The organism is Enterobacter quasihormaechei (genome assembly GCF_004331385.1).
Classification (GTDB): domain Bacteria; phylum Pseudomonadota; class Gammaproteobacteria; order Enterobacterales; family Enterobacteriaceae; genus Enterobacter; species Enterobacter quasihormaechei.
Genome location: NZ_SJON01000004.1, coordinates 91,257 through 115,208 on the forward strand (window position 1 = coordinate 91,257; position 23,952 = coordinate 115,208).

Below are 23,952 nucleotides of genomic sequence, written 5' to 3' on the forward strand. Positions count from 1 at the left end.
TTACACAAAGCGACAGCTGATGGAGCCCATGTTGCCGTAGTCAACATGGAAGGTGTCGCCTCTGCTGGCGGCAACCGGACGGGTAAACGAGCCGCCGAGGATGATTTGTCCGGGCTCAAGCTGCACGTCGTACGGCGCGAGCTTGTTCGCCAGCCACGCCACGCCGTTCGCCGGGTGGTTAAGCACGCCAGCGGCGACGCCGGTCTCTTCAATTACGCCGTTGCGGTAGAGCAGGGCGGAGATCCAGCGCAGATCCAGCGCGTCGGGCTTAATCGGACGGCCGCCGAGGATCACCCCCGCGTTGGCGGCGTTATCGGAGATGGTGTCGAACACCTTGCGCGGGCGCTGGGTCTCCGGGTCAACGTTGTGGCAGCGGGCGTCGATCAGCTCCAGCGCGGGGATCACGTAGTCCGTGGCGTTGTAAACGTCGAAGATCGTGCAGTTCGGGCCGCGCAGCGGTTTTGCCAGCACGAAGGCCAGCTCCACTTCAATGCGCGGGACGATAAAGCGGTCAACGGGGATGTCGCTGCCGTCGTGGAAGAACATGTCGTCCAGCAGCGCGCCGTAGTCCGGCTCGCTGATCTGCGAGCTGGCCTGCATCGCCTTCGAGGTGAGGCCAATCTTGTGGCCTTTCAGCACGCGGCCTTCGGCAATTTTCAGGCTCACCCATTCGCGCTGGACTGCGTAGGCGTCTTCAATCGTGATCTCCGGGTACTCCAGCGAGATCGCGCGGATCTGCTCCCGGGACTGTTCCGCCTGATGCAGGCGGTGGGCGATCAGGGTATGGGTGTGTTTGTCGAGCATGGCGTATCCTTTGTGCGGCTGTTGCCGGGTGGCGCGTAGCGATCCCGGCCTACGTTCGAGCCGTTGTAGGCCCGGTAAGCGAAGCGCCACCGGGCGAAAAAGATGTCTACTTAAACAACGCGTGTACGTTGTTTTGTTTGTAATTGAGCGTCGGGTGCAGCTCGTCGAGCTCGAAAGACAGCGCCAGATAGCGCTCCGACATCAGCTCCGCGAAGTGGGTTTTGATCAGCGCAAACAGCATCTCCCCCACGGCTTCCCGGCTCTCCAGGCTTCGCCCGGCGCCGATCTTCAGCGTCATATGCACAAAGGCGTAATCATGCTTACCGTCCGCCATCTGCCAGGTGTCCAGCCAGTGGGCGCGGCTGCGGATGCCGCCGAGCGGGAAGATCCCCGTGGCGGCCAGCGCCTCGTTCACTTTGGCGAACAGCCCCGGCAGGTCGGCCTGCGCGCGGAGGTTGTCGGTACATTCAGCAATAAAGTGCGGCATAACGACTCCTTACGCGGGCAGCGGGAAAACGGCGTTAACCTGGCCGGTGCCGGAGCTGGCGAACAGCTCGGTGAGAAACTCCACCTTGCCGTTGTAGTTGTCCCAGCCGAGCATCCCCAGCAGCATCACCGTGTCGTGCATGTTGCCCTCGCCGTAGCAATAGTCGGCATACTCCGGCAGCATGCTGCAAAACTCTTTAAACTGGCCTTCACGCCACAGCTTGACCACGCGCTCGTCCATCTGGCGGTCGAACTCGCGGGTGTAGCTGTTCATTCCTTCCTCGGCGCGCTGGTCGTCGATAAACCTGTGCGACAGCGAGCCGCTGGCGAGCACCGCCACGGTGCCGTCGTACTTTTCGATGGCACTGACGATGGCCTCGCCCAGCCTGCGGCTGTCGGCGAAATCGTGAACCGTGCAGAACGCGGAGATGGAGATCACTTTGAAGTGCTTATCCGCGTTCATGTAGCGCATCGGTACCAGGGTGCCGTACTCCAGCTTGAGGCTCGGGATGTTGTGCGCCTTGGCGCGCACGCCGAGCTTCACCGCTTCGTCGGCGATCAGCTGCCCGAGCGCCGGATTGCCGTCGTAGTCATACGTCATGTCGCGGATAAAGTGCGGCAGCTCGTTGCTGGTGTAGACGCCTGAAAAATGATCCGCACAGTTGATGTGGTACGCGCTGTTTACCAGCCAGTGGGTGTCAAACACGATGATGGTGTCCACGCCCAGCTCGCGGCAGCGCTTGCTGATCTCTTTATGCCCGTCGATGGCCGACTGGCGGCAGCCGTGGTTTTTCCCCGGCAGCTCGGAAAGGTACATCGACGGCACGTGGGTGATTTTTGCCGCTAACGCTAGCTTGCCCATTGTCAGATCCCCCATTTTGGAATCGGATGGTCGCCCATGGAGATGCAGACGTTCTTCATCTCCGCGAACACCTCAAAGCTGTACTCGCCGCCTTCGCGCCCGGTGCCGGAGGCCTTCACGCCGCCAAACGGCTGGCGCAGGTCGCGCACGTTCTGGGTGTTCACGAACACCATGCCCGCTTCAATGTTGCGCGCCAGACGGAGCACCTTGCTGACGTCCTGGGTCCAGATGTACGACGCCAGGCCGTACTCCACGTCGTTCGCCAGGCGCAGGCCTTCCGCTTCATCCTTAAACGGCAGCAGGCAGGCCACCGGCCCGAAGATCTCCTCCTGCGCCACGCGCATGCGGTTGTCGACGTCCGCCAGCACCGTCGGGCGCAGGAAGTTGCCGCCTTTCAGGTGCGCGGGCAGGTCGGTCGGTTTGTCCGGGCCGCCCGCCAGCAGGGTTGCGCCTTCTTCAATGCCGAGGCGGATATAGCCGGATACTTTTTCCCAGTGCTGTTGGCTGATGAGCGCACCAATCTGGGTGTTCGGATCGGTCGGGTCGCCCACGCGCAGGCGGTTGGCGCGCTCGGCAAAGCGTTTGACGAATTCCGGGTAGATGCTCTGCTGGATGAAAATGCGCGAGCCGGCGGTGCAGCGTTCACCGTTAATGGAGAAGATGGTGAACAGCGCGGCGTCCAGGGCGCGCTCGATATCCGCATCTTCAAATATCAGCACCGGGGATTTGCCGCCCAGCTCCATGGAGTATTTCTTCAGCCCGGCGTTTTTCATGATGTTGCGCCCGGTGGCGGTGCCGCCGGTGAAGGAGACGGCGCGCACGTCGTGATGACGCACCAGCGCGTCGCCCGCCGTGGCGCCGTAGCCCTGCACCACGTTCAGCACGCCCGCCGGAATGCCCGCCTCCAGCGCCAGCTCGCCCAGACGGTCGGCGGTCAGCGGCGAAAGTTCGGACATCTTCAGCACCGCGGTGTTGCCCAGCGCGAGACAGGGCGCGACCTTCCAGGTGGCGGTCATAAACGGCACGTTCCACGGCGACACCAGCGCGCAGACGCCCACCGGCTGCACCAGCGTGTAGTTGAGCATCTTGTCGTCGACCGGGTAGGTTTTGCCGTTCATCTTCTGGCACACCTCAGCGAAAAACTCGAAGTTGTGCGAGGCGCGCGGAATGAGCACGTTTTTGGTCTGATGGATCGGCAGGCCGGTGTCGGCGGTTTCCATTGCGGCAATGTCCGGCACGTTCTGGTCAATCAGTTCGCCCAGGCGACGCATCAGGCGCGCGCGCTCCTTCATCGGCAGGTTGGCCCATTTCGGGAACGCCTCTTTAGCGGCGGCAACGGCCTGATGAATTTCCGCTTCACCGCCGGAGGCGACTTCCGCTAATACCTCGCCGGAGGCCGGGTTAGTGGTGTGGAAGTACTCACTTCCGGCGACGTTTTTACCATTGATCCAGTGGTTAATCTTTTTCATTTTGCTGTCTCCTCACTGACAATTCGGTTTACCAGGCGGCCCACGCCTTCCACCTCCACCACCACTTCATCGCCCGGCACCACGTCGGACAGCCCCTTCGGCGTGCCGGTGGCAATCATGTCGCCGGGTTGCAGGGTCATAAAATCGCTCAGATACGCAATCAGGTAGGGGATGCTGAAAATGAGATCGGCGGTGATGCCTTCCTGACGCAGTTCGCCGTTGACGAAGGTGCGAAGACGAAGGTTGTGCGGATCGGGAATCGCTGATTTCGGCACGACGTGCGGGCTGATGGGGGTCAGCCCGTCGCGGCTTTTTACCCGCAGGTTCGGGCGGTAGTAATTTTCCAGGTAGTCGCGGATGGCGTAGTCGTTGCAGACCGTATAGCCCGCGACATACTCCATCGCCTCGGCTTCGCTCACCTTACGCGCGGTTTTACCGATAACCACCACCAACTCCGCCTCGTAGTGCATGTATTCGATATTGTTCGGACGCACCGAGGTCTGGTTGTCGCCGTTAAAGGTATTTGGCGCTTTGATAAACACCAGCGGTTCGGTGGGCGGCTTGAAGTCCAGCTCGCTGGCGTGATCGGCGTAGTTAAGGCCGAGGGCAAACAGCGTGGCGTGCGGCGGCGCGGTACGGGTAAGGGCGACGTCGCGCTCATCCACCACCGGGTTTTCCAGCGGAGGAAATCCTTCTGCCAGAATGCGTACCCGATCGCCCGGACGGATCTCGACGCGGCTTTGCGGCGTGCCGAGCAATATGGCATCGCCGGGATTCAGGGTGGCAAATTCGCTCAGGGCGCTCAGCAGTTCGGCGGCGTTGCGATGCAGATCGGCGGTATTCCAGTGGTCCGCTTCGCGGCCGTTGATCTCGGTAATGATGGTCAGGTTGTCCACGCTATCAACGGCGACAGGCTCGCCGAGCGGGCAAAATCCATCCCGACATTTGGCCTTAATGGCCGGGCGATAAAAGCTCTCCTCCGGCAGGCTGATTTCGTTGGCCAGCGCATACCCGGCGATGTACGCCGCCGCCTCTTCAGCGCGTACTTTGCTGGCGGTTTTTCCCACCACCAGCGCCACCGTCGCACCGCTTAACACCGTTTCCCCCTGCGGAAAAGGAATCGGTTCGCCTGCGCGGATAACGGTGTTGTGTGGCTTGATAAACCATACCGCCGTTTTTGGCGGCGCGTTATAGGGGGCTTTTTCAAACGCCTCTGCCCAGGCAGCACGCTGGCTCTGGTGGTTTAGCGCCACGGCAAAAACAGTACCTTTCATTCCCATACTCCTCAGACCGGATATCCGGTTTGGATTTCATTAATATGTTAATGATCTGGTTTTATGCTTTTGCTGAACGTTTCGCAATCAGAAGTGAATAATTTGTGATATGAGTAACAATAAATTTACATAAACAGGTAAATGTACTATTGAATCAATGCATTAAAAAAAGCGCGTTGTTTCTGTTAGACTTTTTAGGTAAAAAAGTGCTGTTGATAAAAGCATCTGTTTTGAATTGTTTACTTGTTAATGATGTAAGGGGAAGGCTATGCATGATTCATTAACCATCGCGCTGTTGCAGGCGCGTGAAGCGGCGATGGGCTACTTCCGCCCGATAGTGAAGCAGCATAATCTGACCGAGCAGCAGTGGCGTATCGTCCGCGTGCTGGCCGAGCATCCCTCCATGGATTTTCACGATCTGGCGTTTCGCACCTGCATTTTGCGCCCGAGCCTGACCGGCATTCTGACGCGCATGGAGCGCGACGGTCTGGTGCTGCGCTTAAAGCCGGTGAACGACCAGCGCAAGCTGTACGTGTCGCTGACGAAAGAAGGTAACGCGCTGTACCAGCGTGCTCAGGCGCAGGTGGAAGAGGCGTACCAGCAGATAGAGGCGGAATATACGCCGGAGAAGATGAAGCAGCTCACTGCGCTGCTGGAAGAGTTTATTGAACTCGGAAACCGACATATCGCCGCGCGGGACGAAGCGTAAAAACCCTAAATTCCAGGATGATTTTCGTAAAGTTTTCTCATGCCAGGCCGAATATTCTGTATCTGTCTGAGGAAAGAGAAAACATGTTAAACCGAATCAAGATTGTCACCAGCTTACTGCTGGTTTTAGCGATATTTGGCCTTTTACAACTCACGTCCGGTGGTCTTTTCTTCAATGCCCTGAAGCATGACAAAGAGAATTTCACCGTCCTGCAAACCATTCGCCAGCAACAATCCACCCTGAACGGTAGCTGGGTGGCGCTGCTGCAAACCCGTAATACCCTGAACCGCGCGGGTATCCGCTACATGATGGATCAGAACAATATCGGCAGCGGCTCTACCGTCGCCGAGCTGATGCAAATTGCGTCTGCGTCCCTGAAGCAGGCGGAAAAAAACTGGGCGGATTACGAAGCGCTGCCGCGCGACCCGCGTCAGAGCGACGCTGCGGCGCTGGAGATTAAACGTAATTACGATATCTACCACGGCGCGCTGGCCGAGCTGATCCAGCTGTTGGGGGCAGGCAAGATCAATGCGTTCTTCGACCAGCCGACCCAGAGCTATCAGGACGGCTTTGAGAAGCAGTACGTCGCCTACCTGCAACAGAACGACGCGCTGTACCAGACCGCGGTTGAAGACAGCAACAGCTCTTACCGCCAGGCTATCTGGGTGCTGATTAGCGTGCTGGTTGCCGTGCTGGTGGTGATTGTCGCCGTCTGGCTGGGCATTAAGCAGGCGCTGATATCGCCGCTGAACCGTCTGATCGACAGCATTCGTCATATCGCCAGCGGCGACCTGGTGAAGCGCATCGACGTGGAAGGCTCCAACGAGATGGGCGAGCTGGCCGACTCCCTGCGCCATATGCAGGGTGAACTGGTGCGTACCGTGGGTGACGTGCGTAACGGCGCAAACGCCATTTACAGCGGCGCGAGCGAGATCTCAATGGGCAATAACGATCTCTCATCCCGTACCGAGCAGCAGGCTGCCTCTCTGGAAGAGACGGCGGCCAGCATGGAACAGCTGACTGCCACCGTGAAGCAGAACGCCGAGAACGCCCGTCAGGCGAGCAACCTGGCGTTGAGCGCCTCTGAGACGGCGCAAAAAGGCGGTAAAGTGGTGGATAACGTGGTGCAGACTATGCGCGACATCGCCGGCAGTTCGCAGAAAATTGCCGACATTATCAGCGTAATCGACGGCATTGCCTTCCAGACCAACATTCTGGCGCTGAACGCGGCGGTAGAAGCGGCGCGTGCGGGCGAGCAGGGCCGTGGTTTTGCGGTAGTTGCGGGTGAAGTGCGAAACCTGGCGCAGCGTAGCGCCCAGGCGGCGCGCGAGATCAAGAGCCTGATTGAGGACTCCGTTGGCCGGGTGGAAGTGGGTTCAACGCTGGTGGAAAGCGCCGGTGAAACCATGGGTGAAATCGTGAATGCGGTTACCCGCGTGACGGACATCATGGGCGAGATTGCCTCTGCGTCTGACGAGCAGAGCCGCGGTATCGACCAGGTCGGCCTGGCGGTGGCGGAGATGGACCGCGTGACCCAGCAGAACGCCTCGCTGGTGGAAGAGTCTGCGGCTGCGGCGGCGGCACTGGAAGAGCAGGCGAGCCGTCTGACGCAGGCCGTTGCGGTGTTCCGTATCCAGCAGGAGCAGATGAAGGCGCGCGAGTTCGCCTCCGCGAAAAGCGTTGCCGCACCGGTGATAGCGCGTAAACCGGCGACCGCAGATGCGGGCGATAACTGGGAAACGTTCTGATCGCGTGCGTTTTGCCGGGTGGCGGCTGCGCCTGACCCGGCCTACGGGATGTGCGGTTTGCCGGGTGGCGGCTGCGCCTGACCCGGCCTACGGATCGTGCGTTTTGCCGGGTGGCGGCTACGCCTGACCCGGCCTACGGGATGTGCGGTTTGCCGGGTGGCGGCTACGCCTTACCCGGCCTACGGATTGTGCGTGTTGCCGGGTGGCGGCTGCGCCTGACCCGGCCTACGGGATGTGCGTGTTGCCGGGTGGCGGCTACGCCTGACCCGGCCTACGGTGTGGGCTACGGAACGCGTGTTTTGTAGGCCCGGTAAGCGCAGCGCCACCGGGCGATTTTACAGAGGCAGGCGCATGGCGCAGCGGGAACCATACGCTAAACCGTGCGCCGCCTCTTCTTCACGTTTCTGACGCAGCTCCGGCGTCAGCGTTGCCATCATGTCAAACCCCAGCCGCGCATAGAACGGCGCGTTCCACGGGACATCACGAAACGTCGTTAACGTCAGCGAGGCGAGCCCCAGCGCGCGGGAACGCTCTGCAACACGGTTAATCAACCGGCGTCCAATCCCCTGTCCCTGCCAGTCCAGATCAACCGACAGTTCCACGATAAACAGCGATGATGGATGGGCTTCGGCGAGAATAAAGCCCACCGGGCACCCGTCAGCCAGCGCCAGCCAGCTTAATCCCCGCGCGGCATAGCCGAGGTGATCCTCAACCGAAATTACGTCGCCATCGGCAAGCCAGGCCAGCTCAGGAACGTCGCGAAACCGCTGCCCGGCCGCGCGTTCGATCGCGGGCAGGGCGGTTGCGTCATCGCAGGTTGTGGGGCGGATTTCAATATTCATGGCGGGAAGTATAGCCTGAGCGACCGCTATTACTCCGAGCAAACCAGCACCGGTGAGTAAAAATTGCTGATCACCAGCGCGCTCTGCGGCGTGCGCTCTATCGTCAGGAGCCTTTTTTTCCCCAGCGTCAGGCCCGCGACGTACTTTTCAAACACCCCCGGCGGCATGGCGTCATGGCTGAAGCGCTCCACTTTTTGAATGATAATTTCATACAGCTCTCCCTCCACGTGGCGCCATTTAAACATCTCCTGACGAGAAACCTCCCAGCTGTTCGGGGCATTCTCGACGTTGCCGTTTAGCGTGATATAGCCCGTTTTATCCGGGTGAAAACGCATTATGATCTCCCCGTCGAACGTGAATTCATGGTTGTCGCGCCTGTCGGAGAAGGTCAGGTTGCCATCGCAGGCCACCGACAGCGGAGGCGTGTAGTAATACCACGCCAGCGCGGCGCCCAGAAGCAGCAGGTTGAGGACCAGTATTAGCCACACTTTTTTGTGTTTCATATCACCACTCGTAATAGTAAAGCGTACGGCAGGCGCTGGCTTTATCGTGCGTGAGCGAGCACTGGGATAGCACCAGCCGCCCTTCGTGACCGTAGAAAAGCGTTCTCTGAATGTGCATGTAAAAGATCGAATTTTTCAGGCACGGGAGATGGCCGTCCTGCTGAAGCTTTTGCGCCAGGGCAATCGCCCTGTCGTGGAACACATCCGCCAGCGGCGTAAAGGTGTAAACCGGACACGTGTCGATATGGGTAAGCAGGTGAATTTCACTCTGCGGGGCATCTGGCTTAATGGCCGTTATCCAGACGCACAGCGCAACAATCGCCAGCGTGAGCGCGCCGCAGAACAGCAGTTCCGGACGAACGCGCCATGTCGGTTTCGTCGTTTCGCCCGCCGGCGCCTCTTCCTCCAGCGCCGTGACCGTGACGTCCGCGCAGAGCATAAAGCCCGTTTTCGGCACCGTGACGATAAACAGCACGTCGGGAAGCAGGCTGGCCAGCATTTTGCGCAAGATGCTGATGTACTGGTTTAACGAGTTGTTGGATCCCTGAAGCCCGCGCCGATCCCAGACCTCATGGAGGAACGTTTCCCGTTCGACGACGTTCCCGTGATGCTTCACCAGCAGCTTCAGGATGGTATTGGCCGTACAGGTGAGGATCTGCGCATCCTCGTCCGGCGCATTAACAGGAGCAATGGTACCGTCCTCGTCGTTGTAAACGAGGGCGTCAGCAAGCAGGTATTTCATAAGTTGTTGTAATACAAACAGAGATATTCAATTAAAAAAACAGGCATTACGCCTGAGTAAACAGCGTTATTGGTTATTTTAGCGCCACTGTTACCGATAACATTGATCCAGACGGTTTTTTGGTGAGTTTAATAAGTCAGCGTGACTATCACGTCGTCAATGAACTCCCCCGTCCCGCTCAGGGGCTGGGCCGGAACCTCCCCGTAGACGGTGAAGTTCTGCGTGCCGCCGGCGGGGTTGGTGACGTTCAGCGTATCGCCGCTGCTTTGATCGCCCCAGCGCTGCGTCGCCCCCGCATCCTGCCAGAGCCCATAGCGCAGGCACTGCCCCTCATCGTTGCAAAGCTGCCGCCAGTCGCCGCTGGCATGATTGCCTTTCCCCATGGCAAGCGTGAATGCGGTTCCGGCCGGGCAGCGCGTGGTGAGGGTTGCCGTCGAGCGCGTGGGGCGCAGCGCGGTGGTGCTGGTCAGGGTGCCGAAGTTCAGCGGGGTGACACGCTCTATGTAGCATCCCTCGCTGATTTCGGCCTGCGCATTGCTCCCGCCCTGCACCTGTTCCCCCTCCGCGGAGCCGTCTGCACAGCTTTGCAGGGCATCCTGGCGGGTGGCGCTGTGCCAGGCGATGCGCAGGTTCATGTTGTAGTTGTAATAGTGGGTCGCGGGGAGCTGGCTTTGCCCCGCCGGCAGGGTGGCGATAAGCGGAAAGCTGCCGCTGACGCTGGCGTTGCTTCCCGCAGTAATGGTCTGCTGAATGAGATCTCCGCGGCTGGCGGGGCCCAGCTCCTGCGATCGCGCGAGGCCGTTAAGCAGGCGAAACAGCAGGGTGTACTGCTTTCCCTCCTGGTCGCCCGTCGAGAGCATCTGAAAGGGCGGGGCGTCGATGCTGCTCAGACAGACGTTGATGTACTCTGCCGTGCCGAAGTTATCGGCCTGACAGCTAAACTTTACCTTGGTGTTTGTCGAGGCGGCGTTACCCGGCACGACGTTGCCGAAGTTAATCACTGCGGGGGAGGTAATCCAGCACGCTGCCGCCATCGCCTTCATGGACAGCACAAGCAACAATGTTAACGGCGTTTTTATTGACACAGCTGTTCTCCAATATTGATTACGGTTGACGCGGTGCGCGGGGCCGGAAGCGTGACCCGACACTCGCCTTCACCGGTTTTCACCACCAGCTCGCCCGGCAGGGGCGGATCTTCAAGCCAGATAAACCCGTCGCGACCCACGATAGTGGCGCCGTGTGGTGTTGAAACAACGCTGCCCAGCGGCAGCGGCTGGCGGCGCCTGTCGACCAGCCGGGCCTGAACCGTCACGGCGCGGTGGACGTTAAAATCGACTTTTACCGCGCTGCTGTTACCCGGTCTGGCATACATGTCGGTGACGGGGGCGATGACGTCGGGCGGCAGATCCAGCGGATCGATGCTGACTTTGCTGTTGTGGTAGCGCGGCAGGTCGGTCAGCAGAAGGTATCCTTTCTCATCGGTCTCGCCCGCCCGGCGGTTTTCCAGCATCACCGGCACGTGCCCGATACCGCGCGTGGAGACCAGCGCCAGCCCCTGCTGGCTGTAGCGTAAAGCGTGCAGGCTGTTGTCCAGCAGCGTCAGGCTGCCTTCGGCCGAGGCGTACTGGTTGACCGCGTTAGTGCTCTGCTCCAGCCCGACGTGCCACTCTCCGGCGCGGCCAAGGTAGCCCACGTCTGCATACCTTTCCCGGTTTTGACCAAAGCCCTGCCCCAGTTGCCAGGACCAGCCGCCCGCCTGATTGTCTGGCTGGTGGCGATAGTCCACGCGCGGCCTGTCCCGGCTGGCCTGAACCGAGAGGGTATTCTGGCGGCCCAGCGGGACGGAGAGCATAAGCTGGATGTTGCTCGACCCGTCCGTAAACGAGCGGGTATAGCTCAGCGTGGTAGAGAGATGGGCCGGGAGCGAAACGGACCAGGAGGAATTGAGATAGCGCTGCCGGTTGCCCTGTATATTTTGCTGCACCCAGCCCGCACCCAGCGTGCCGAAGTGGGGAAATGCGTGGCTGACCCATACGCTGTCGCTGCGCCGGACGGGCTCGGCCCCGCTCATGCGGGCGTTATCGGCGAAGGCGGCGTCGGTACGAACGGTGCTGGCGGAAAATCCTGTTCCGCTACCGTTCCACTGCCAGCCGATGCCCCACTGCATCCCCTTACCGTAGGCGCTGTCGCTCAGGGCAACGTGCGGGCTGAGAATGCCCGCACTGGGGGAGATCAGCCAGTCTGCGCCTGTTCCCACGTTGCGCAGCTTTCGCTGCTGTTCCGTATGCAGGGCCAACGTTAGCTGGTTATTCACGCCATAGCGCCAGCCGGCGTCGAGCATCGGCGAGGCGGCATAATCATCGGAGCGCAGCGAATAGTTTTGCCGCATCCAGCCGATGTCCAGCGAGCCGCTGCTGAGCCCCTCCGCCAGCATTCCCGGCGCGCCGTATAAATCGAGCTGAACGGTGCGCCGCTGGCCGTTGATGTCGGTAATCACCACCTGCGCCTGCCCGCTGCCGGTAAAGGCGGGCAGAGTATCGAGCAGAAAATCTCCCGGCGTTACCTGCTGGCTGCTCTGCTTAAGGCCGTCAATGTAAAGATCGACCGTTGAAGGCAACACGGCCGTGTCGCTGTAGCGGCTGCGCGGTTCGGTGTTGAGCTGCGGATTGAGCTCAAAGTTGCGCGCCCAGTGCAGCCCGCCGAAGCGGACCTGGCGGCTCCAGCGGGTGCTGGTGGTGATGCTGTCCCCCAGCGCCAGGCTGGTCAGCGAGTCTGGGTTATCCCGCTGCCAGCGGGTTTCAAGGCGCGTATGGGTGGGGCGACCCGCGCTGTTTTCCTTCCCGGCATGGCTGGAAAAGCTGCTGCTGAACAGGCCGGGCAGCGGCCCGGAAGCGGACAGCGTGGTTTGCGCGTTAAGCTGGCGTTTTCCCTCGGACTCGCTGGCATAGAGCGCGTACCCGAGCGTAAAGGCGCTGACGGGCTGCGCTTCAGGATAGCGGTACTGCGAGGGAGGCCTCCCGAACGTCACGTGCTGCTCTCCCTCAAGCGCCTTCGCCTCGGCGCTGATGGACACCTGCTGCGAAAGCACGTCGAGGCTGACCTTCAGGCCCGGCAGGGACGTCAATTCAACCCACTCGCTGCGGCCTTCCGGGGCGCGAAGCCCCAGCTTTGCGATGTCGCTGCGGCCAATCCACAGCGCATCGCCCTCTACGCGGCAGGCCCACAGCTCGCCGCGCGGGGCGTGGTTTACGGTAATGGCCAGCCACTGAACGGCGTCAACCGGAGGTTCAGCCCGGGCTGCTGGCAGCATGAGCGGTAGCCAAAGCAGGAGCGCGAGCAGCGAGCGGGCGCAGTGGGATCTGGCTGGCATGGCGATCGTCATTGATGTAGGCGCGTAACGCGCTAAGCGCGTGGCGGGGAGTTTGCTTAAGCGGCACAAGCGCGGTCTGTCCCGGCAGCACATAGCCGGCCAGTCCTTTGACTGCGGCAGCAACCTGCCCGTCGGCCGTCAGCACCTGAAGGTGGCTGAGGCGAATATGGCGGTTTCCGGCGTTATAGCAGCGCAGCGTGGCCGGAATGTCGGCCTGTTCGCAGCTCAGGACAGCCTGGCTGACGGGCGTTGTCTGGCTTCCGGCGATGAAGACCGGAATCGAGTAGCGCAGCAGGAAGTGGACCGCGCTGGGGTTGGCCGCACGGGACGCGGCGTCTGGCAGCTCATCGATGATCAGCCGGTAGCTTTGCTCCTGTTCATGGGCACCCGGCTGCATCACGATAATACGCACCAGCTGCTGCTGGCCCGGCGCCAGCGAGGTCATCGCCGGGCTGCTGACGACTTCCTCGGTCGCTTCCAGCACATCCTTGCCGTTTTTCTGGGACCATTCGTACACCCGTATCTGAGCGTGGATGGCCGTTTTCCCGCTGTTCGTGAGGTAAACGGCCGTTGCGCGTTGACCGCTCTGCATGTCGAGCGTCACGGGCGCGACCTGAAGCGTGGCGGCCAGCGCGTAGCGTGACAGCAGCGCCAGCATCATGAGCCAGATAATGAAGCAGGGAAGAAAGCGACGCACGATCAGTACTCCAGGTTTAAGGTAACATCGTCACTGTAGGTACCCGCCTGGGCAGTCGTCAGGGCGCCCGCATCAATCACGCCATACAGCGTCTCTTCCTGTTTCATCCCGTTGCCGGTATCGGTGAGCCCGCCGGTGCCGGTGATTTGCGTCTGTTTGCCTTCGTCAGCAAACAGCTTCCACGCAATCTTTTGCGCGCCCGTTTCGCCGTTTTCCGGCTTCAGCCAGAAGGTGCCGTTCTCGCTGCTGTCGCTGCTGGTCGCGGAAAGGGTGAACGGGGTACCGTTGGTGCAGACGATATCGACCTGCGTCCTGGCCTCAATTTCACCGGCTTCATCCGTACCGTGGCGCGAGAAGTTGAGATCGTTGGCGTTGAGGGTGCAGGACTTTACCACCTCCAGTGAGACGTGCATCGTCGCGCTCGCGGTGCTGTTGTCTGCGGCGATTGCAGCGGCAGGAAGCAGGAGAACTGAACAACATACAGCGGTGGAGATAATTCTCATGATTGTATTTCCTAACGTGATTAACGGTGCATTGACAAAGAAGAGGACTGAGCGTCCAGCAGGCAGAGCTTCCGATGAAACTCCGCCAGGGTATGGCAGCAAAATTTGTTCATCGCGTTACGCTTGTGGGTGTAGATCGTTTTTGGTGATTTATTGAGGATTTGCGCGATACGTGCCGGGCTAAATCCTTTATGAAACAGCATGCAAACCCGCATCTCCTGATACGTCAGCGTGGCGGTGTTTTCGAAGGTGAAGGTCGTGTCGCTAAAGCAGCGGCTCAGCTGGGCAAGCGATACATTGTCCGCTACCGCTCTCGCCCGCTCGCCGCGCAGGAAGGCGTTGACGTCGCTGACCCGGTCCGCATCGGTAAATACCAGCCAGTCCGCGCCGGCATGGGTATCCAGCAGGCGTTCCTGTAGGCGCACAAGCCCTTCCGGGCTCGCGTTTTTGATCCAGTACATATCAGGGCGAGGGGTGACCGCCGTCGAGATGAGCCACTCGAGGCCAAGCCATAAATAGGCGTTTTCGCTCAGGACGATGACCTGATAGCCAGCGTTAACGATACAAGACGTCACGATCTGCCCCACAGATAACCCTGGCCGTAATCGGCCACGCTGGCGCGGGCCAGTGCGAAATCCCCCGCGGTTTCGATGCCTTCTATCAACACCTTGCCGGCGAGACGTTTGCACTGGCGGGTGAGCTGTAAAAACTTTTCCCGCTCGGTGCGTCCGCTCCAGAAGGTATGCTTGTCAATTTTTACGCCGCAGAAGCGGATCTGGCTGGCAAGCAGGTCGGGAAGAATGTCTTCGTACACATCGTCGGCCCACACTTCTATTCCCCACTGGTGCAGCGTGGCGATGCACGTCCGAAGGGTCCGGCTTTGCGTATCGTCAAGGTGTATCAGCCTGTGAAGATCGGTGACTTCGATAGCAAGCCTCTCCGGGCTGGGCGTCTCTTCTTTCAGCCTGTCCAGGAAGTCCGTTTCCAGCAGCAGATCCGTCGTCGCGTTGAGATAATATTTGTCGCCCGCTTCGCAGAACATGGCATGACGAAGCTGCGCAAAGAAATGCGCTTTACGCTGCGTCGCGGACATTGAGCAAAAATAGTCTTCGAGATCGACGTTAGGCATCGCCGTGGACAATACCTCCCAGGCAATGACGTTTTCGCTGCGCAGTGCCCGGATGGATTCGAACTTGTAGCCGGTTAGCATGATAAAAGTGCGTAACGCTCCGTGGTAAATTCAGAAGCTGCACATTTTATAAATTGTGAATTTGGCGGGATATTTATAAATAAAAATTGCTTATATATAGCGTTTTTATCTAATTTATAATCATTATAAAGGATTATATAATTTCGAAAATGCCCGACTGGAAGCCGGGCTTTGCGCGCGTTAGCCGCTGTTTTTGACGATCTTGATTTCCACCATGCCGATCCCAAGCTGGCGCGGGGCATGGCCGAGGATATTTCCTTCGTTAGTGGACTGCGGGTCTGGCGGCACGATCACCAGCGTATTGCTGCGCGAAGGGTTATCAAAATGCAGCGTGCTGGTGGAGACATCATTGCTCAGCGTCAGCATCTGTTCTTTATCACCGACGCGCACCGGAATCGGGCGGTTTGCATTGGGACCAAATGCCCTGGCGGTGATCACCAGATCGAATTTCTCCGGCAGCGGATGGGTATACTCAATTTTCACCTCATCCCCCAGCTGTGCGTTAGACCAGCGCCCCCAGGATTCGGGACGTGATATTCCGCTGAACTGCTTCACCTCTTCCGGCGCGCCGGCAACATTGAAGATGAAGCTGTCTGCTTTGTAGCGAATGTCGTTGTCGACGATTTTCAGCAGGTCAACGTTGCGCTGATAGCGTGCGGTATCAATGACCGTATCGTTAAACGCGGTTTTTCCCTGCCACTGCGGTTTGTCAACGTGTTGCACGGTCTGCTCACCGCCGAGTTGCCCCTGAGAAACGCACCAGTCGGTGGACAGCGACAGCTGTTGCGACCAGAGCTGGCCCATTTTGTAGCACCTGTCGACCCAGACGAAATTATCGCGCGGGGCGAATTCCGCCAGCTGGAAGCGCAGCGGCGCGGAGTATTCGCTTTCCGGCAGCGGCTCGACGCGCTTATCCGACACGCGCAGCAGCAGAGGCAGGCGGAAATGGCTGCCGGAGAAGGCGATCGTTTTTTTATCCCGATCGATGGTGAAATCGTTTATCTCTTTCGGGAAGTTCCACAGGCGGATGATATCCGGCTTCCAGGCGAGGATTTTTTCCTTCATGTTGAGGAAGATTTCCGAAAGGGACTGCCCCGACAGCGTGCTGCGGCCCAGGCCGATAAAGTTGTCGCCGCCCAGAATGTCGAGCACGGTAGCGCCGTTATCCATCGAGTTACGCTTAGCGGCAATGACCTCCTGCTGCGGTTTATCGCCGCGCAGCACAAAGAACAGGTTGCTGCGATCGCGCTTGTTCAGCTCATCCCAGGCGCTGTTTTTCATCGCCAGATGATCAGACGACACGACGATGACCGTATTTTTGAAATAGGGCGACGCTTTAATTTTCTCGATTAACGCCGCGATATGCTCCTGGCTACAGGTTACGGCGCTGAACGATTTATTGTTTTTGCCGTTAATGTCGTAGCCCTTACGCTTACAGGTGCGCGAGACGAAACCATCCGGGTGGTGCGTGTCAACGGTCAATGCAAACAGCGAGAAGCGTTTACCGGCGCGAGAAAGCTCCTCGAATTTCTTCCAGGTTTCATCCAGAACGGTATCGTCGTAAAAGCCCCAGTCGTTACGGTAAGCCGGATCGGCCACGGTAGTTTTCAGCTCTTCAGAACCGTACAGGTGATCGAAACCGTGGGATTTCAGGAACACGTCTTTCCCGGCGAAGCGCAGGTTAGCGCCCTGCATAAAGTAGTTTTCATAGCCCGAGTTTTTCAGGATATCGCCGAGGCATACGTTCTGCGGGAAGAAGCTCGACATTGAGGCGGAGGCGTTACCCTCAAAGGGGGCGAACAGGGGGATGCCGCACTGGGAGGCCACCATCCCGGCAATGGTGTAATCCGTGCCGGGCAGCTGCGCGGTGTGGCTGAAGTCGAGGCCCTGATTTTTCAGCGCGCCAAGCTCCGGCGTCAGGTTCGGAAATGCCTCGTTGTCAAACCAGGTGCGCTCCAGACTCTCCCCGTAGATGTAGACCAGGTTGAGTTTGGGGTTGTCGATTTTTTTCGCCGGCTCTTTGTAAAAGGCCGCGAAGTCCGGATCGCCATCGCGCGACTGGGATTTTACCAGCTCGGTAATCTGATGGAAGGCCGGGCTGGCATCCACGGAGGCCAGCGCCAGGCACAGCGCCAGCAGGCTGTAGCCATGGTGATGCGGGCGATGACGGCGACGGCGCAGCACCCAGGCCAGCGCAGCGAAAATACCCACCAGCGCGACCACCAGCCCCAGGCCGGGGAGAATGTATTTGCCCACGCCTGCGCCGGTGAGGCTGTTCGTCAGGGTGTAGAGCACCGCGTCGTTAATACCGTCGCCGGTAAAGTAGTCGCTGGCATATAAGGTAATGTTTAAAACAATAAAAATGCCGAGCACGACCAGGGTGGCAACAAACCACCAGGTGTGACGACCGGCTTTCCAGGCATAAACGCCGATGGATGCCAGAAAAAGGACAAGGGATAGTAACTCTGACAACAGCAGATCCTCATCATGCCAGACGCTTAGCCGGCTAATAGCTTATTTTTTTGGGTAATACACTGTAATTGCGATGTCGCTTAGCTGCAATTTTAGTGTCACGAAAGTGTGCTGTGGTTAGGATTTGGTTTATAAAACCGGTTTTTTGAGGACGGTCGCATCCTGACAGACGGACGCTGAGGCGGTAGAGAAAGAGAAAAATGCACGCTTCACGCCGCGCTGAAGGAGTAACGTCATAAACGCGGCGTGTTGTGGCAGAAAACGGGGGTCAGGAGAGGAAATTAACGCCCTGTTTCAGCACCAGATCGCAGGCTTTTGTTTTCACCTGTTTTGCCAGAGAGGAATTTCCAAGGGTGCTCAGGTTCAGCTGCTGACCATTTTGCGCGTTCAGCAGGCCCTGAATACCGTCCATATAGTTGGTATCCGCTTTCTGCTCCTGGGTGTCCAGGCCCAGCTTGCCCAGCACCTGATTCTTAATGTTTTCGGTATCGGTCACGGACGCCAGCTTCTGCTTCGCACAGTATTCCAGGATGCCCGCGGCGTTGTTCATCGTGCCGGCGCTCAGGCTCTGGGAACTGTTGCCCAGCAGGCCGGTGAGGGAAGCAGCGGACAGCCCGCCCTGAGACGTGCCGCTCTCTTTGGTTAACTCATTCGCCGCGCTGGAAAGCGACTCCTGCCATGAAGCGGCCTGCGCTGCGCCAGCCACCAGCAGGGCGCCAGAAAGAATGCTGAAAAGAAACTGTTTTTTCATAATGACTTACTCATTAGGGCCGGAAGGGGCTCCAGTATATACCTCTGCTCCTCCGGCGCTCCCTGGAAATGTCTTAATACTCTTTGCCGGTGACGCGGCTGCGGTAGCTGTCCCAGTCGAAGATGACGTACAGGCTGTTGCCCAGCTTCATGCGGTCCATCACCCGCTCGCCCAGCAGGCGGGTCATCTCGTCGATATTGTGGTTCGTCAGCATACCGGTGGGGCGTTTTGACGACGAACGGCGATCGACAATCTGGTTGATGATCACTTTTTCGTAGCGGGATTCGGTCTGGACGCCGATCTCGTCGATCACCAGCAGATCCACGTTACTTAAATCATTCAGCAGCTGCTCTTCGCTGGTTTCGCGGTTGCTGAAGGTGTCCTTCATGGCTGACATGATGTCGGCCACGGTGATAATCAGCACTGATTTCCCGCGCAGCAGCAGCTCGTTGCAGATAGCGGCCGCCAGGTGATTTTTCCCGGTGCCGGGCTTACCGCTAAAGATGAAGCTGGCGATGTTGCCGTCAAATTCATCCACGTACTGGCGCGCCTGGTTAAGGGCGTTCATCTGCCCCTGCGATTCGACCTTATAATTGTCGAAGGAGCAGTTCTGGTGCAGGGGGCGGATGCCCGAGCGGTTAAAGGTGCGCTGCATTTTCATCGCGCGGTTTTCGCGGGCGAGAGCTGCCGCACGGATTTCACCCTGCTCTTTTTGCCACGCCAGCAGCTCTTCACCGGTGGTGAAGGCGGGCTTCACGTTAGCTGGCATCATCTTCTGCAAACGTTTCATCAGGTCGCCGACGTTTTTCATTTCGCACCTCGGAATCCATCAGGAATTTTTTTGTCCGGTTCTGAAAAGGCATTGATATCACGTTTTGGCTGGCCGTTGGTGCTGGCGCGGTTGATTTGCAGGCTGCGCGCAAGCTTTTGCTGCCACTGAACATGGTGGAATACTTTTCCCTCAGCCTGCCAGTAAGCGGTAAAGGCCGCCAGCTCTTCCGGCGTCGCGGGCTGCGAGAGGGCTATTCCCCATAAGGCCGCCTGGCGCTGAAAATCGGCATCCGGCTGCCAGCCAGCGTACATGGGAAATTTCCCCATCGGCACGGTCACCGGGGCGCTGGTGGGTTCATCAAAAAACTGATTATCCAGCATGACGTCGCTCGCCGGGCGCGAGAGCCTCGCTTCAATGTCCAGAAGCTGCGCCAGACGTTCCGGCGTGACCGCATAAAACGCCGGGGCGTTGTCGGCAAATACCGCGAGCGTGCCGCCTTCGGCGCGCGTCAACGCACCGCGAGGGTCGCGCATAAAGGCATCAATGCCAGCAATGCTGGTGGTCAGGATTCTGGAGGACATAACACTTTCTCAACTGATTACTATGGGCGTGATTGAGGGTTATGGTAGCACAGAGAGAGGGGAGGAAAGGAGAGGATTTCCCCGGCGGCGCTGCGCTACCGGGGCAACAATCAGAGGCGCTGTTTACGCGATGATGTTGAGCGTCACGTCGATATTGCCGCGCGTTGCGTTAGAGTACGGGCATACGATGTGGGCGGCATCCACCAGCTTTTTGGCTTCTGCGGCGTCCATTCCTTCAACGTGGATGTTCAGCTTCGCTTCGATACCGAAACCGGTTGGCAGCGGCCCGATCCCCACTTCGCCTTCAATAAAAGCGTCTTTTGGCAGGGCGAATTTGTCGCGGGCTGCAACGAACTTCATCGCGCCCAGGAAGCAGGCAGAGTAGCCCGCCGCGAACAGCTGCTCAGGGTTAGTGACTTCTCCCCCCATGCCGCCCATCTCTTTTGGCACGCCCAGCTTGACGTCCAGGACACCATCGGAAGAGGTTGCGCGACCGTCACGGCCTCCGGTTGCTTTGGCTTTGGCAGTGTAGACAACTTTTTCTAAAGACATGGCAGGTTCCTCATCTTGTGTTTAAATGCGCTATTAAATAGCGCGCGATGTATATGGTTAAAATTAGGCGCGTAAAGTATAGCCTTACGCGCGATGCAGCTGTTGGCGCAGCAGTTCGAGCTGCTGTTTAAGTGCCAGCATGGTGTCGGTATCACACTGCGCGGCGCAGCCCACGGCATGCGGGATCGTCACGGCCTGCTGTTGCAGATCCCGACCTGCGTCGCTCAGGGTGACGGCAACCTGACGTTCGTCCTGACGGGAGCGCTGGCGGGAGATCAGTCCTGCGCTTTCCAGGCGTTTCAGCAGGGGCGTCAGCGTGGCGGAATCCAGAAACAGCCGCTCGCCAATGTCCGACACCGTAATATCATCCTGCTCCCACAGCACCAGCATCACCAGGTATTGCGGGTAGGTCAGGTTAAGCGGTGCCAGCAGTTGCCGGTACAGCTTGTTAAGCGCCAGGTTTGCCGAATAGAGGGCAAAACAGAGCTGGTTATCCAGCAGAAGCGCATTGGTGGTGTCGTTCGTTTTTGCGTCCATGAAATGAATATAGATAGTGCGCGATACAATTGCAAGCGATTTTATTATACACGCGGACGTTTACGGTAAAGCCATAATCCGGGTATCGACAGACCGATTGAGAGCGCGCCCACAATCGACGAGGCCTTGAGGAAGTTGCTCAGGAGCAGGATCATTTGGGGTTCGCTATAGCCAAAGTGGCTGATTTTTACGGCGGAAATCATGGCCGTATAGGCCGAAATGCCCGGGAACATAGGAATGACTGCCGCCACGGTGAACACCTTCGGGTGTGCCAGATACCAGCGTGACCACTGGATACCGATGCTGCCGACCAGCATGGCGGCAATAAACGTCGACCATTCGATATTAAAGCCCGCGGCCATCATCACCATACGCGAGCCGTGGCCAATGGCGCCGAGCAGCGCGCACCAGGGTAACGCACGCTGAGGGACGTTAAACACCATCGCAAATCCAACGGCGGGAAGGGCTGCCAGAAGCATGTCCTGCGCCAGTGCGAGCAGAAAATCTATCACGCCCATCCGCGTAACCCCCACATCGTCATTGCCATGACCACCCCGATACAGGTTGCCAGCGTCAGCAGGCTGGCTATCGCCCAGCGCGCCAGACCGGTATTGATATGGCCTTTAAACATATCGGCGACGGCGTTGATTAAGGGAAAACCCGGCACCAGCAGCAATACGCTGGCGGCCATCGCAACCGTAGGCGTGCTGGCGAAGACGGGCTGGCGCAGCAGCAGGCCGGAGACGGTTGTCGCCACAAAGGCCGTAATACAGAAGTTAATCTGCGGATGCAGCTGCCTGTGGGTCAGAAGCTGGCGGACGTACATCGCGATACTGCTGGCAAAGAAGGTCACTACCGCGCCGTCCCACCCGCCGTTGTTGAGCTTACAGAAGCAGGCGCAGGACAGCCCCACCATCAAAACAACCAGCCAGCGCGGATAGCGCAGGGGTTTGATTTGGTTGAAACGTTTTTCTATCTCCCGGAGATCGAGCAGCTTGTGTTCAGCGAGGATCACGATGTGCTGCACTTCCGTGACCACGTGCATGTTAATGCCGCGATCGTGATTTTTACGCGTGGAGGTCAGGCACTGTCCGTCCTTAATGGTGGTCAGCACAATGGCATTTGACGAGATGGAACTCTCCACGCTGTCCATCCCCAGCGCCAGCCCGAGGCGCGTGGAAAGTTCTTCGACGAGGGCGCTTTCTGCCCCGTGCTGTAAGAGGAAAAGCCCGCACTGAATACATAGCCGCGTTGCGGCACGCTGCGTAGACCGATCTGCCTGCATGAAACGCCCTGAAAAGAAGAGAGATTGCTTACTTTTAACACAAAGTGCGGTGGCCGTTGTGCTGGGCCAGATCAAGATTTGTGCGATTGGCTGCGCGTCTGAAGTCGGGAAGAGAAAACGTATTTTATTTATTTAATGAATATAAACGGAGAACATATATAAACAATATATTAAGTATTTCTAATTTCATATTGTCGATATTTTCAGGTGTTTTTAATTAAATATTTATGGTCTTTATGCGATATTAAGCCTGTATTGGGCGTTTCATAACCCAAGCGACATATCTTAGCGAGTGCGAGTATTAAGCCGTTTTGTACTTAGGGATACAGGCGTGTTTAACCTCGTAGGGTTTTCACGTTATTAAATTAATGTATTAAAGACATGGAGGGTCTATGTTGCCATTGAATGGTAAACACGGAGTTGTGATCAGTAGAGTACCCGTAATGCAAAATGGGTTAGGGGGCGTCATGACGCGCCATTTTCCCGATTTTGAGATAACGTACTGCCGTTCGATGCAGGAGTTGACGCTGCTCCAGCTGCGTCGCGCTGGGGTCGTTATTGCCGATATTTCGGGTGAATATCGTAATCCGCGTGGCACGCTTGAGCAGTATTATGGATTAATGAATCAGTACCGGGATATTCACTGGATTTTTCTCGTCTCGCGTCCTCTTTATCCGCTTGCGGTAGAGCTGCTTATGCGCCCGGAAAGCACGCTGCTTTCAGATATGGAACCGATTGAAGGCGTTATTAACGCTATTCGCGCGGGCAGTGAACGTGCCGAGCGAATAAGCCAGACGTTATTAATACCAGAAAATCCTGATATTGAAGAGGAGAGTGAGCAAACGATCGCGCTCACCCACTCTGAACGTAAGGTGTTGCGTTTATTAGGTAAAGGTTGGGGAATCAATCAAATAGCCACGCTGCTGAATAAAAGTAATAAAACGATCAGTGCACAGAAAAACAGTGCAATGCGCCGCTTATCACTGCGCAGCAATGCCGATATGTACGCGTGGATAAGCAGTACTCAGGGTATGCGAGAACTCAGTTTAATGTCGGCTTATGGAGAGTTTGAGGAATGGAAAAGACCACTGCAACAAAACATATCGCCGTCATCGAAAGTTGCTCAATGAGCGCTGTGGGGCTGAGGCATCTCTTTGCGATGCCCGCCCTGAGCCATTACCAGGTGCATCTGTTTAGCCGATTCGACAGCTTCAAAGCGGCGCTCTCGGAAATCTCATTCTTTGCGGTAATTTATTCATTGTCTGATGAGCGTGAAGAGCGGCGAAACTGTCTGGCCTGTTTGCGGGATCTCACCTTCACCCACAGCGACGTCCAGCGTATCGTGCTGGCTTCTGATGAAATGGAGGCGAGGCTGGTCAGCCATCTTTCGCCTTCTCGCTTACATGGGATCATCAGTAAATCGGTTCCGCTAAAGCAGTTATTGGAGGGGCTGGAGACACTGCTCAGCGAAACACATCAGGTGAATGACAACGTGTTTAATCATTGGTGTGTGAGCCAGAATCGCATGCTAAGCCCAACCGAAAGGGCCATTCTGCGTTATATGTCATCGGGTTTTTCGATCCCTGAAATAGCGGCACAGCTTGAACGCAATATTAAAACCATTCGGGCGCATAAGTTTAACGCAATGGTAAAGCTGGGCGTCAATTCTGACGTGGGGTTACTGGATGCGGCGGATATCCTGGCGCATCTCCCCGTCAGGGAAGTGCGTCGTTCCGCTCTCACCGTTCCTTCCTTCTCTTAGCGTTAAGAGGTGCGCCAGAGT

At 58.0% G+C, this 23,952-nt stretch carries 26 protein-coding genes; 4 read left to right on the plus strand and 22 right to left on the minus strand.

The features are described 5' to 3' along the window. The 5 genes from hpaH to hpaG all read right to left on the minus strand — a co-directional run bounded on the left by hpaH (position 1) and on the right by hpaG (position 4,895). Positions 1–804 carry a 2-oxo-hept-4-ene-1,7-dioate hydratase gene (hpaH, locus tag E0L16_RS07285; protein WP_045259529.1) on the minus strand — a complete coding sequence of 268 codons (804 nt, stop codon included), beginning with the start codon at positions 802–804 and terminating at the stop codon, positions 1–3. A gap of 106 nt (positions 805–910) precedes the next feature. Continuing rightward, entirely contained in the window at positions 911–1,291 is a 381-nt protein-coding gene (locus E0L16_RS07290) for a 5-carboxymethyl-2-hydroxymuconate Delta-isomerase (RefSeq protein ID WP_131636638.1), read from the minus strand. Between the two features lie 9 nt (positions 1,292–1,300). Further along, positions 1,301–2,152: a 3,4-dihydroxyphenylacetate 2,3-dioxygenase gene (gene hpaD / locus E0L16_RS07295; protein ID WP_107534635.1), complete on the minus strand. Its 852-nt coding sequence runs from the start codon at positions 2,150–2,152 to the stop codon at positions 1,301–1,303. A 2-nt stretch (positions 2,153–2,154) separates the two neighbouring features. Then, on the minus strand, positions 2,155–3,621 hold the full coding sequence (gene hpaE, locus E0L16_RS07300; RefSeq protein WP_131636639.1) for a 5-carboxymethyl-2-hydroxymuconate semialdehyde dehydrogenase: 1,467 nt from the start codon (positions 3,619–3,621) through the stop codon (positions 2,155–2,157). Further along, entirely contained in the window at positions 3,618–4,895 is a 1,278-nt protein-coding gene (gene hpaG, locus E0L16_RS07305; RefSeq protein ID WP_131636640.1) for a 4-hydroxyphenylacetate degradation bifunctional isomerase/decarboxylase, read from the minus strand. Before hpaG ends, hpaE begins: the two co-directional genes overlap by 4 nt. 268 nt (positions 4,896–5,163) lie before the next feature. Here hpaG and hpaR point away from each other — a divergent pair, with 268 nt between their 5' ends. Further along, positions 5,164–5,604, plus strand: coding sequence for a homoprotocatechuate degradation operon regulator HpaR (gene hpaR, locus E0L16_RS07310; protein WP_063867379.1), 441 nt, complete (start codon positions 5,164–5,166; stop codon positions 5,602–5,604). Positions 5,605–5,687: 83 nt separating this feature from the next. Further along, the gene (gene tsr, locus E0L16_RS07315) at positions 5,688–7,352 is read left to right on the plus strand and encodes a methyl-accepting chemotaxis protein (protein ID WP_063450753.1); all 1,665 of its coding nucleotides are present in this window, start codon (positions 5,688–5,690) and stop codon (positions 7,350–7,352) included. Positions 7,353–7,687: 335 nt separating this feature from the next. Here the strand turns inward: tsr and E0L16_RS07320 are convergent, their stop codons facing one another. From E0L16_RS07320 to E0L16_RS07400, 17 genes are all read right to left on the minus strand, one after another. Continuing rightward, entirely contained in the window at positions 7,688–8,194 is a 507-nt protein-coding gene (locus E0L16_RS07320; protein ID WP_131636641.1) for a GNAT family N-acetyltransferase, read from the minus strand. Positions 8,195–8,223: 29 nt separating this feature from the next. After that, positions 8,224–8,697 carry a hypothetical protein gene (locus E0L16_RS07325; RefSeq protein ID WP_063867381.1) on the minus strand — a complete coding sequence of 158 codons (474 nt, stop codon included), beginning with the start codon at positions 8,695–8,697 and terminating at the stop codon, positions 8,224–8,226. A 1-nt stretch (position 8,698) separates the two neighbouring features. After that, a complete protein-coding gene (locus E0L16_RS07330) occupies positions 8,699–9,439 on the minus strand; it encodes a transcriptional regulator (protein WP_063867382.1) in 741 nt (246 codons plus the stop codon). Positions 9,440–9,567: 128 nt separating this feature from the next. Continuing rightward, positions 9,568–10,524 carry a Csu type fimbrial protein gene (locus E0L16_RS07335; protein WP_131636642.1) on the minus strand — a complete coding sequence of 319 codons (957 nt, stop codon included), beginning with the start codon at positions 10,522–10,524 and terminating at the stop codon, positions 9,568–9,570. Next, positions 10,515–12,809 carry a fimbria/pilus outer membrane usher protein gene (locus E0L16_RS07340; protein WP_242672216.1) on the minus strand — a complete coding sequence of 765 codons (2,295 nt, stop codon included), beginning with the start codon at positions 12,807–12,809 and terminating at the stop codon, positions 10,515–10,517. Before E0L16_RS07340 ends, E0L16_RS07335 begins: the two co-directional genes overlap by 10 nt. Next, complete coding sequence (locus E0L16_RS07345) at positions 12,727–13,506, minus strand: fimbrial biogenesis chaperone (protein ID WP_063450748.1); 780 nt, start codon at positions 13,504–13,506, stop codon at positions 12,727–12,729. The genes E0L16_RS07340 and E0L16_RS07345 overlap by 83 nt, the downstream gene beginning before the upstream one ends. Positions 13,507–13,508: 2 nt before the next feature. Continuing rightward, the gene (locus E0L16_RS07350; protein WP_063450747.1) at positions 13,509–14,009 is read right to left on the minus strand and encodes a Csu type fimbrial protein; all 501 of its coding nucleotides are present in this window, start codon (positions 14,007–14,009) and stop codon (positions 13,509–13,511) included. Between the two features lie 20 nt (positions 14,010–14,029). Beyond that, positions 14,030–14,584, minus strand: a complete 555-nt coding sequence (locus E0L16_RS07355) for a helix-turn-helix transcriptional regulator (protein ID WP_131636643.1) — start codon at positions 14,582–14,584, stop codon at positions 14,030–14,032. Next, positions 14,581–15,219: an EAL domain-containing protein gene (locus E0L16_RS07360; protein ID WP_131636644.1), complete on the minus strand. Its 639-nt coding sequence runs from the start codon at positions 15,217–15,219 to the stop codon at positions 14,581–14,583. Before E0L16_RS07360 ends, E0L16_RS07355 begins: the two co-directional genes overlap by 4 nt. A gap of 180 nt (positions 15,220–15,399) precedes the next feature. Beyond that, entirely contained in the window at positions 15,400–17,691 is a 2,292-nt protein-coding gene (opgB, locus tag E0L16_RS07365; protein WP_131636645.1) for a phosphatidylglycerol--membrane-oligosaccharide glycerophosphotransferase, read from the minus strand. Positions 17,692–17,959: 268 nt separating this feature from the next. Continuing rightward, positions 17,960–18,442 carry a YjjA family protein gene (locus tag E0L16_RS07370; protein WP_131636646.1) on the minus strand — a complete coding sequence of 161 codons (483 nt, stop codon included), beginning with the start codon at positions 18,440–18,442 and terminating at the stop codon, positions 17,960–17,962. Positions 18,443–18,515: 73 nt separating this feature from the next. Then, a complete protein-coding gene (dnaC, locus tag E0L16_RS07375) occupies positions 18,516–19,253 on the minus strand; it encodes a replicative helicase loader DnaC (protein WP_063450743.1) in 738 nt (245 codons plus the stop codon). After that, positions 19,250–19,795: a primosomal protein DnaT gene (gene dnaT / locus E0L16_RS07380; RefSeq protein ID WP_063450742.1), complete on the minus strand. Its 546-nt coding sequence runs from the start codon at positions 19,793–19,795 to the stop codon at positions 19,250–19,252. Before dnaT ends, dnaC begins: the two co-directional genes overlap by 4 nt. Before the next feature lie 123 nt (positions 19,796–19,918). Further along, complete coding sequence (locus E0L16_RS07385; RefSeq protein WP_003856578.1) at positions 19,919–20,347, minus strand: organic hydroperoxide resistance protein; 429 nt, start codon at positions 20,345–20,347, stop codon at positions 19,919–19,921. Positions 20,348–20,431: 84 nt separating this feature from the next. Next, positions 20,432–20,884: a MarR family winged helix-turn-helix transcriptional regulator gene (locus E0L16_RS07390; protein WP_063867389.1), complete on the minus strand. Its 453-nt coding sequence runs from the start codon at positions 20,882–20,884 to the stop codon at positions 20,432–20,434. Between the two features lie 44 nt (positions 20,885–20,928). Beyond that, entirely contained in the window at positions 20,929–21,402 is a 474-nt protein-coding gene (locus E0L16_RS07395; protein WP_112792016.1) for a threonine/serine exporter, read from the minus strand. Next, positions 21,393–22,169 carry a threonine/serine exporter family protein gene (locus tag E0L16_RS07400; protein WP_107534649.1) on the minus strand — a complete coding sequence of 259 codons (777 nt, stop codon included), beginning with the start codon at positions 22,167–22,169 and terminating at the stop codon, positions 21,393–21,395. Before E0L16_RS07400 ends, E0L16_RS07395 begins: the two co-directional genes overlap by 10 nt. Positions 22,170–22,561: 392 nt before the next feature. On the opposite strand from E0L16_RS07400, the gene E0L16_RS07405 reads away from it, so the two are divergent. Continuing rightward, complete coding sequence (locus E0L16_RS07405) at positions 22,562–23,299, plus strand: helix-turn-helix transcriptional regulator (protein WP_102750110.1); 738 nt, start codon at positions 22,562–22,564, stop codon at positions 23,297–23,299. After that, a complete protein-coding gene (gene bglJ, locus E0L16_RS07410) occupies positions 23,296–23,931 on the plus strand; it encodes a DNA-binding transcriptional activator BglJ (RefSeq protein ID WP_063867393.1) in 636 nt (211 codons plus the stop codon). The genes E0L16_RS07405 and bglJ overlap by 4 nt, the downstream gene beginning before the upstream one ends. Positions 23,932–23,952: the final 21 nt, after the last annotated feature.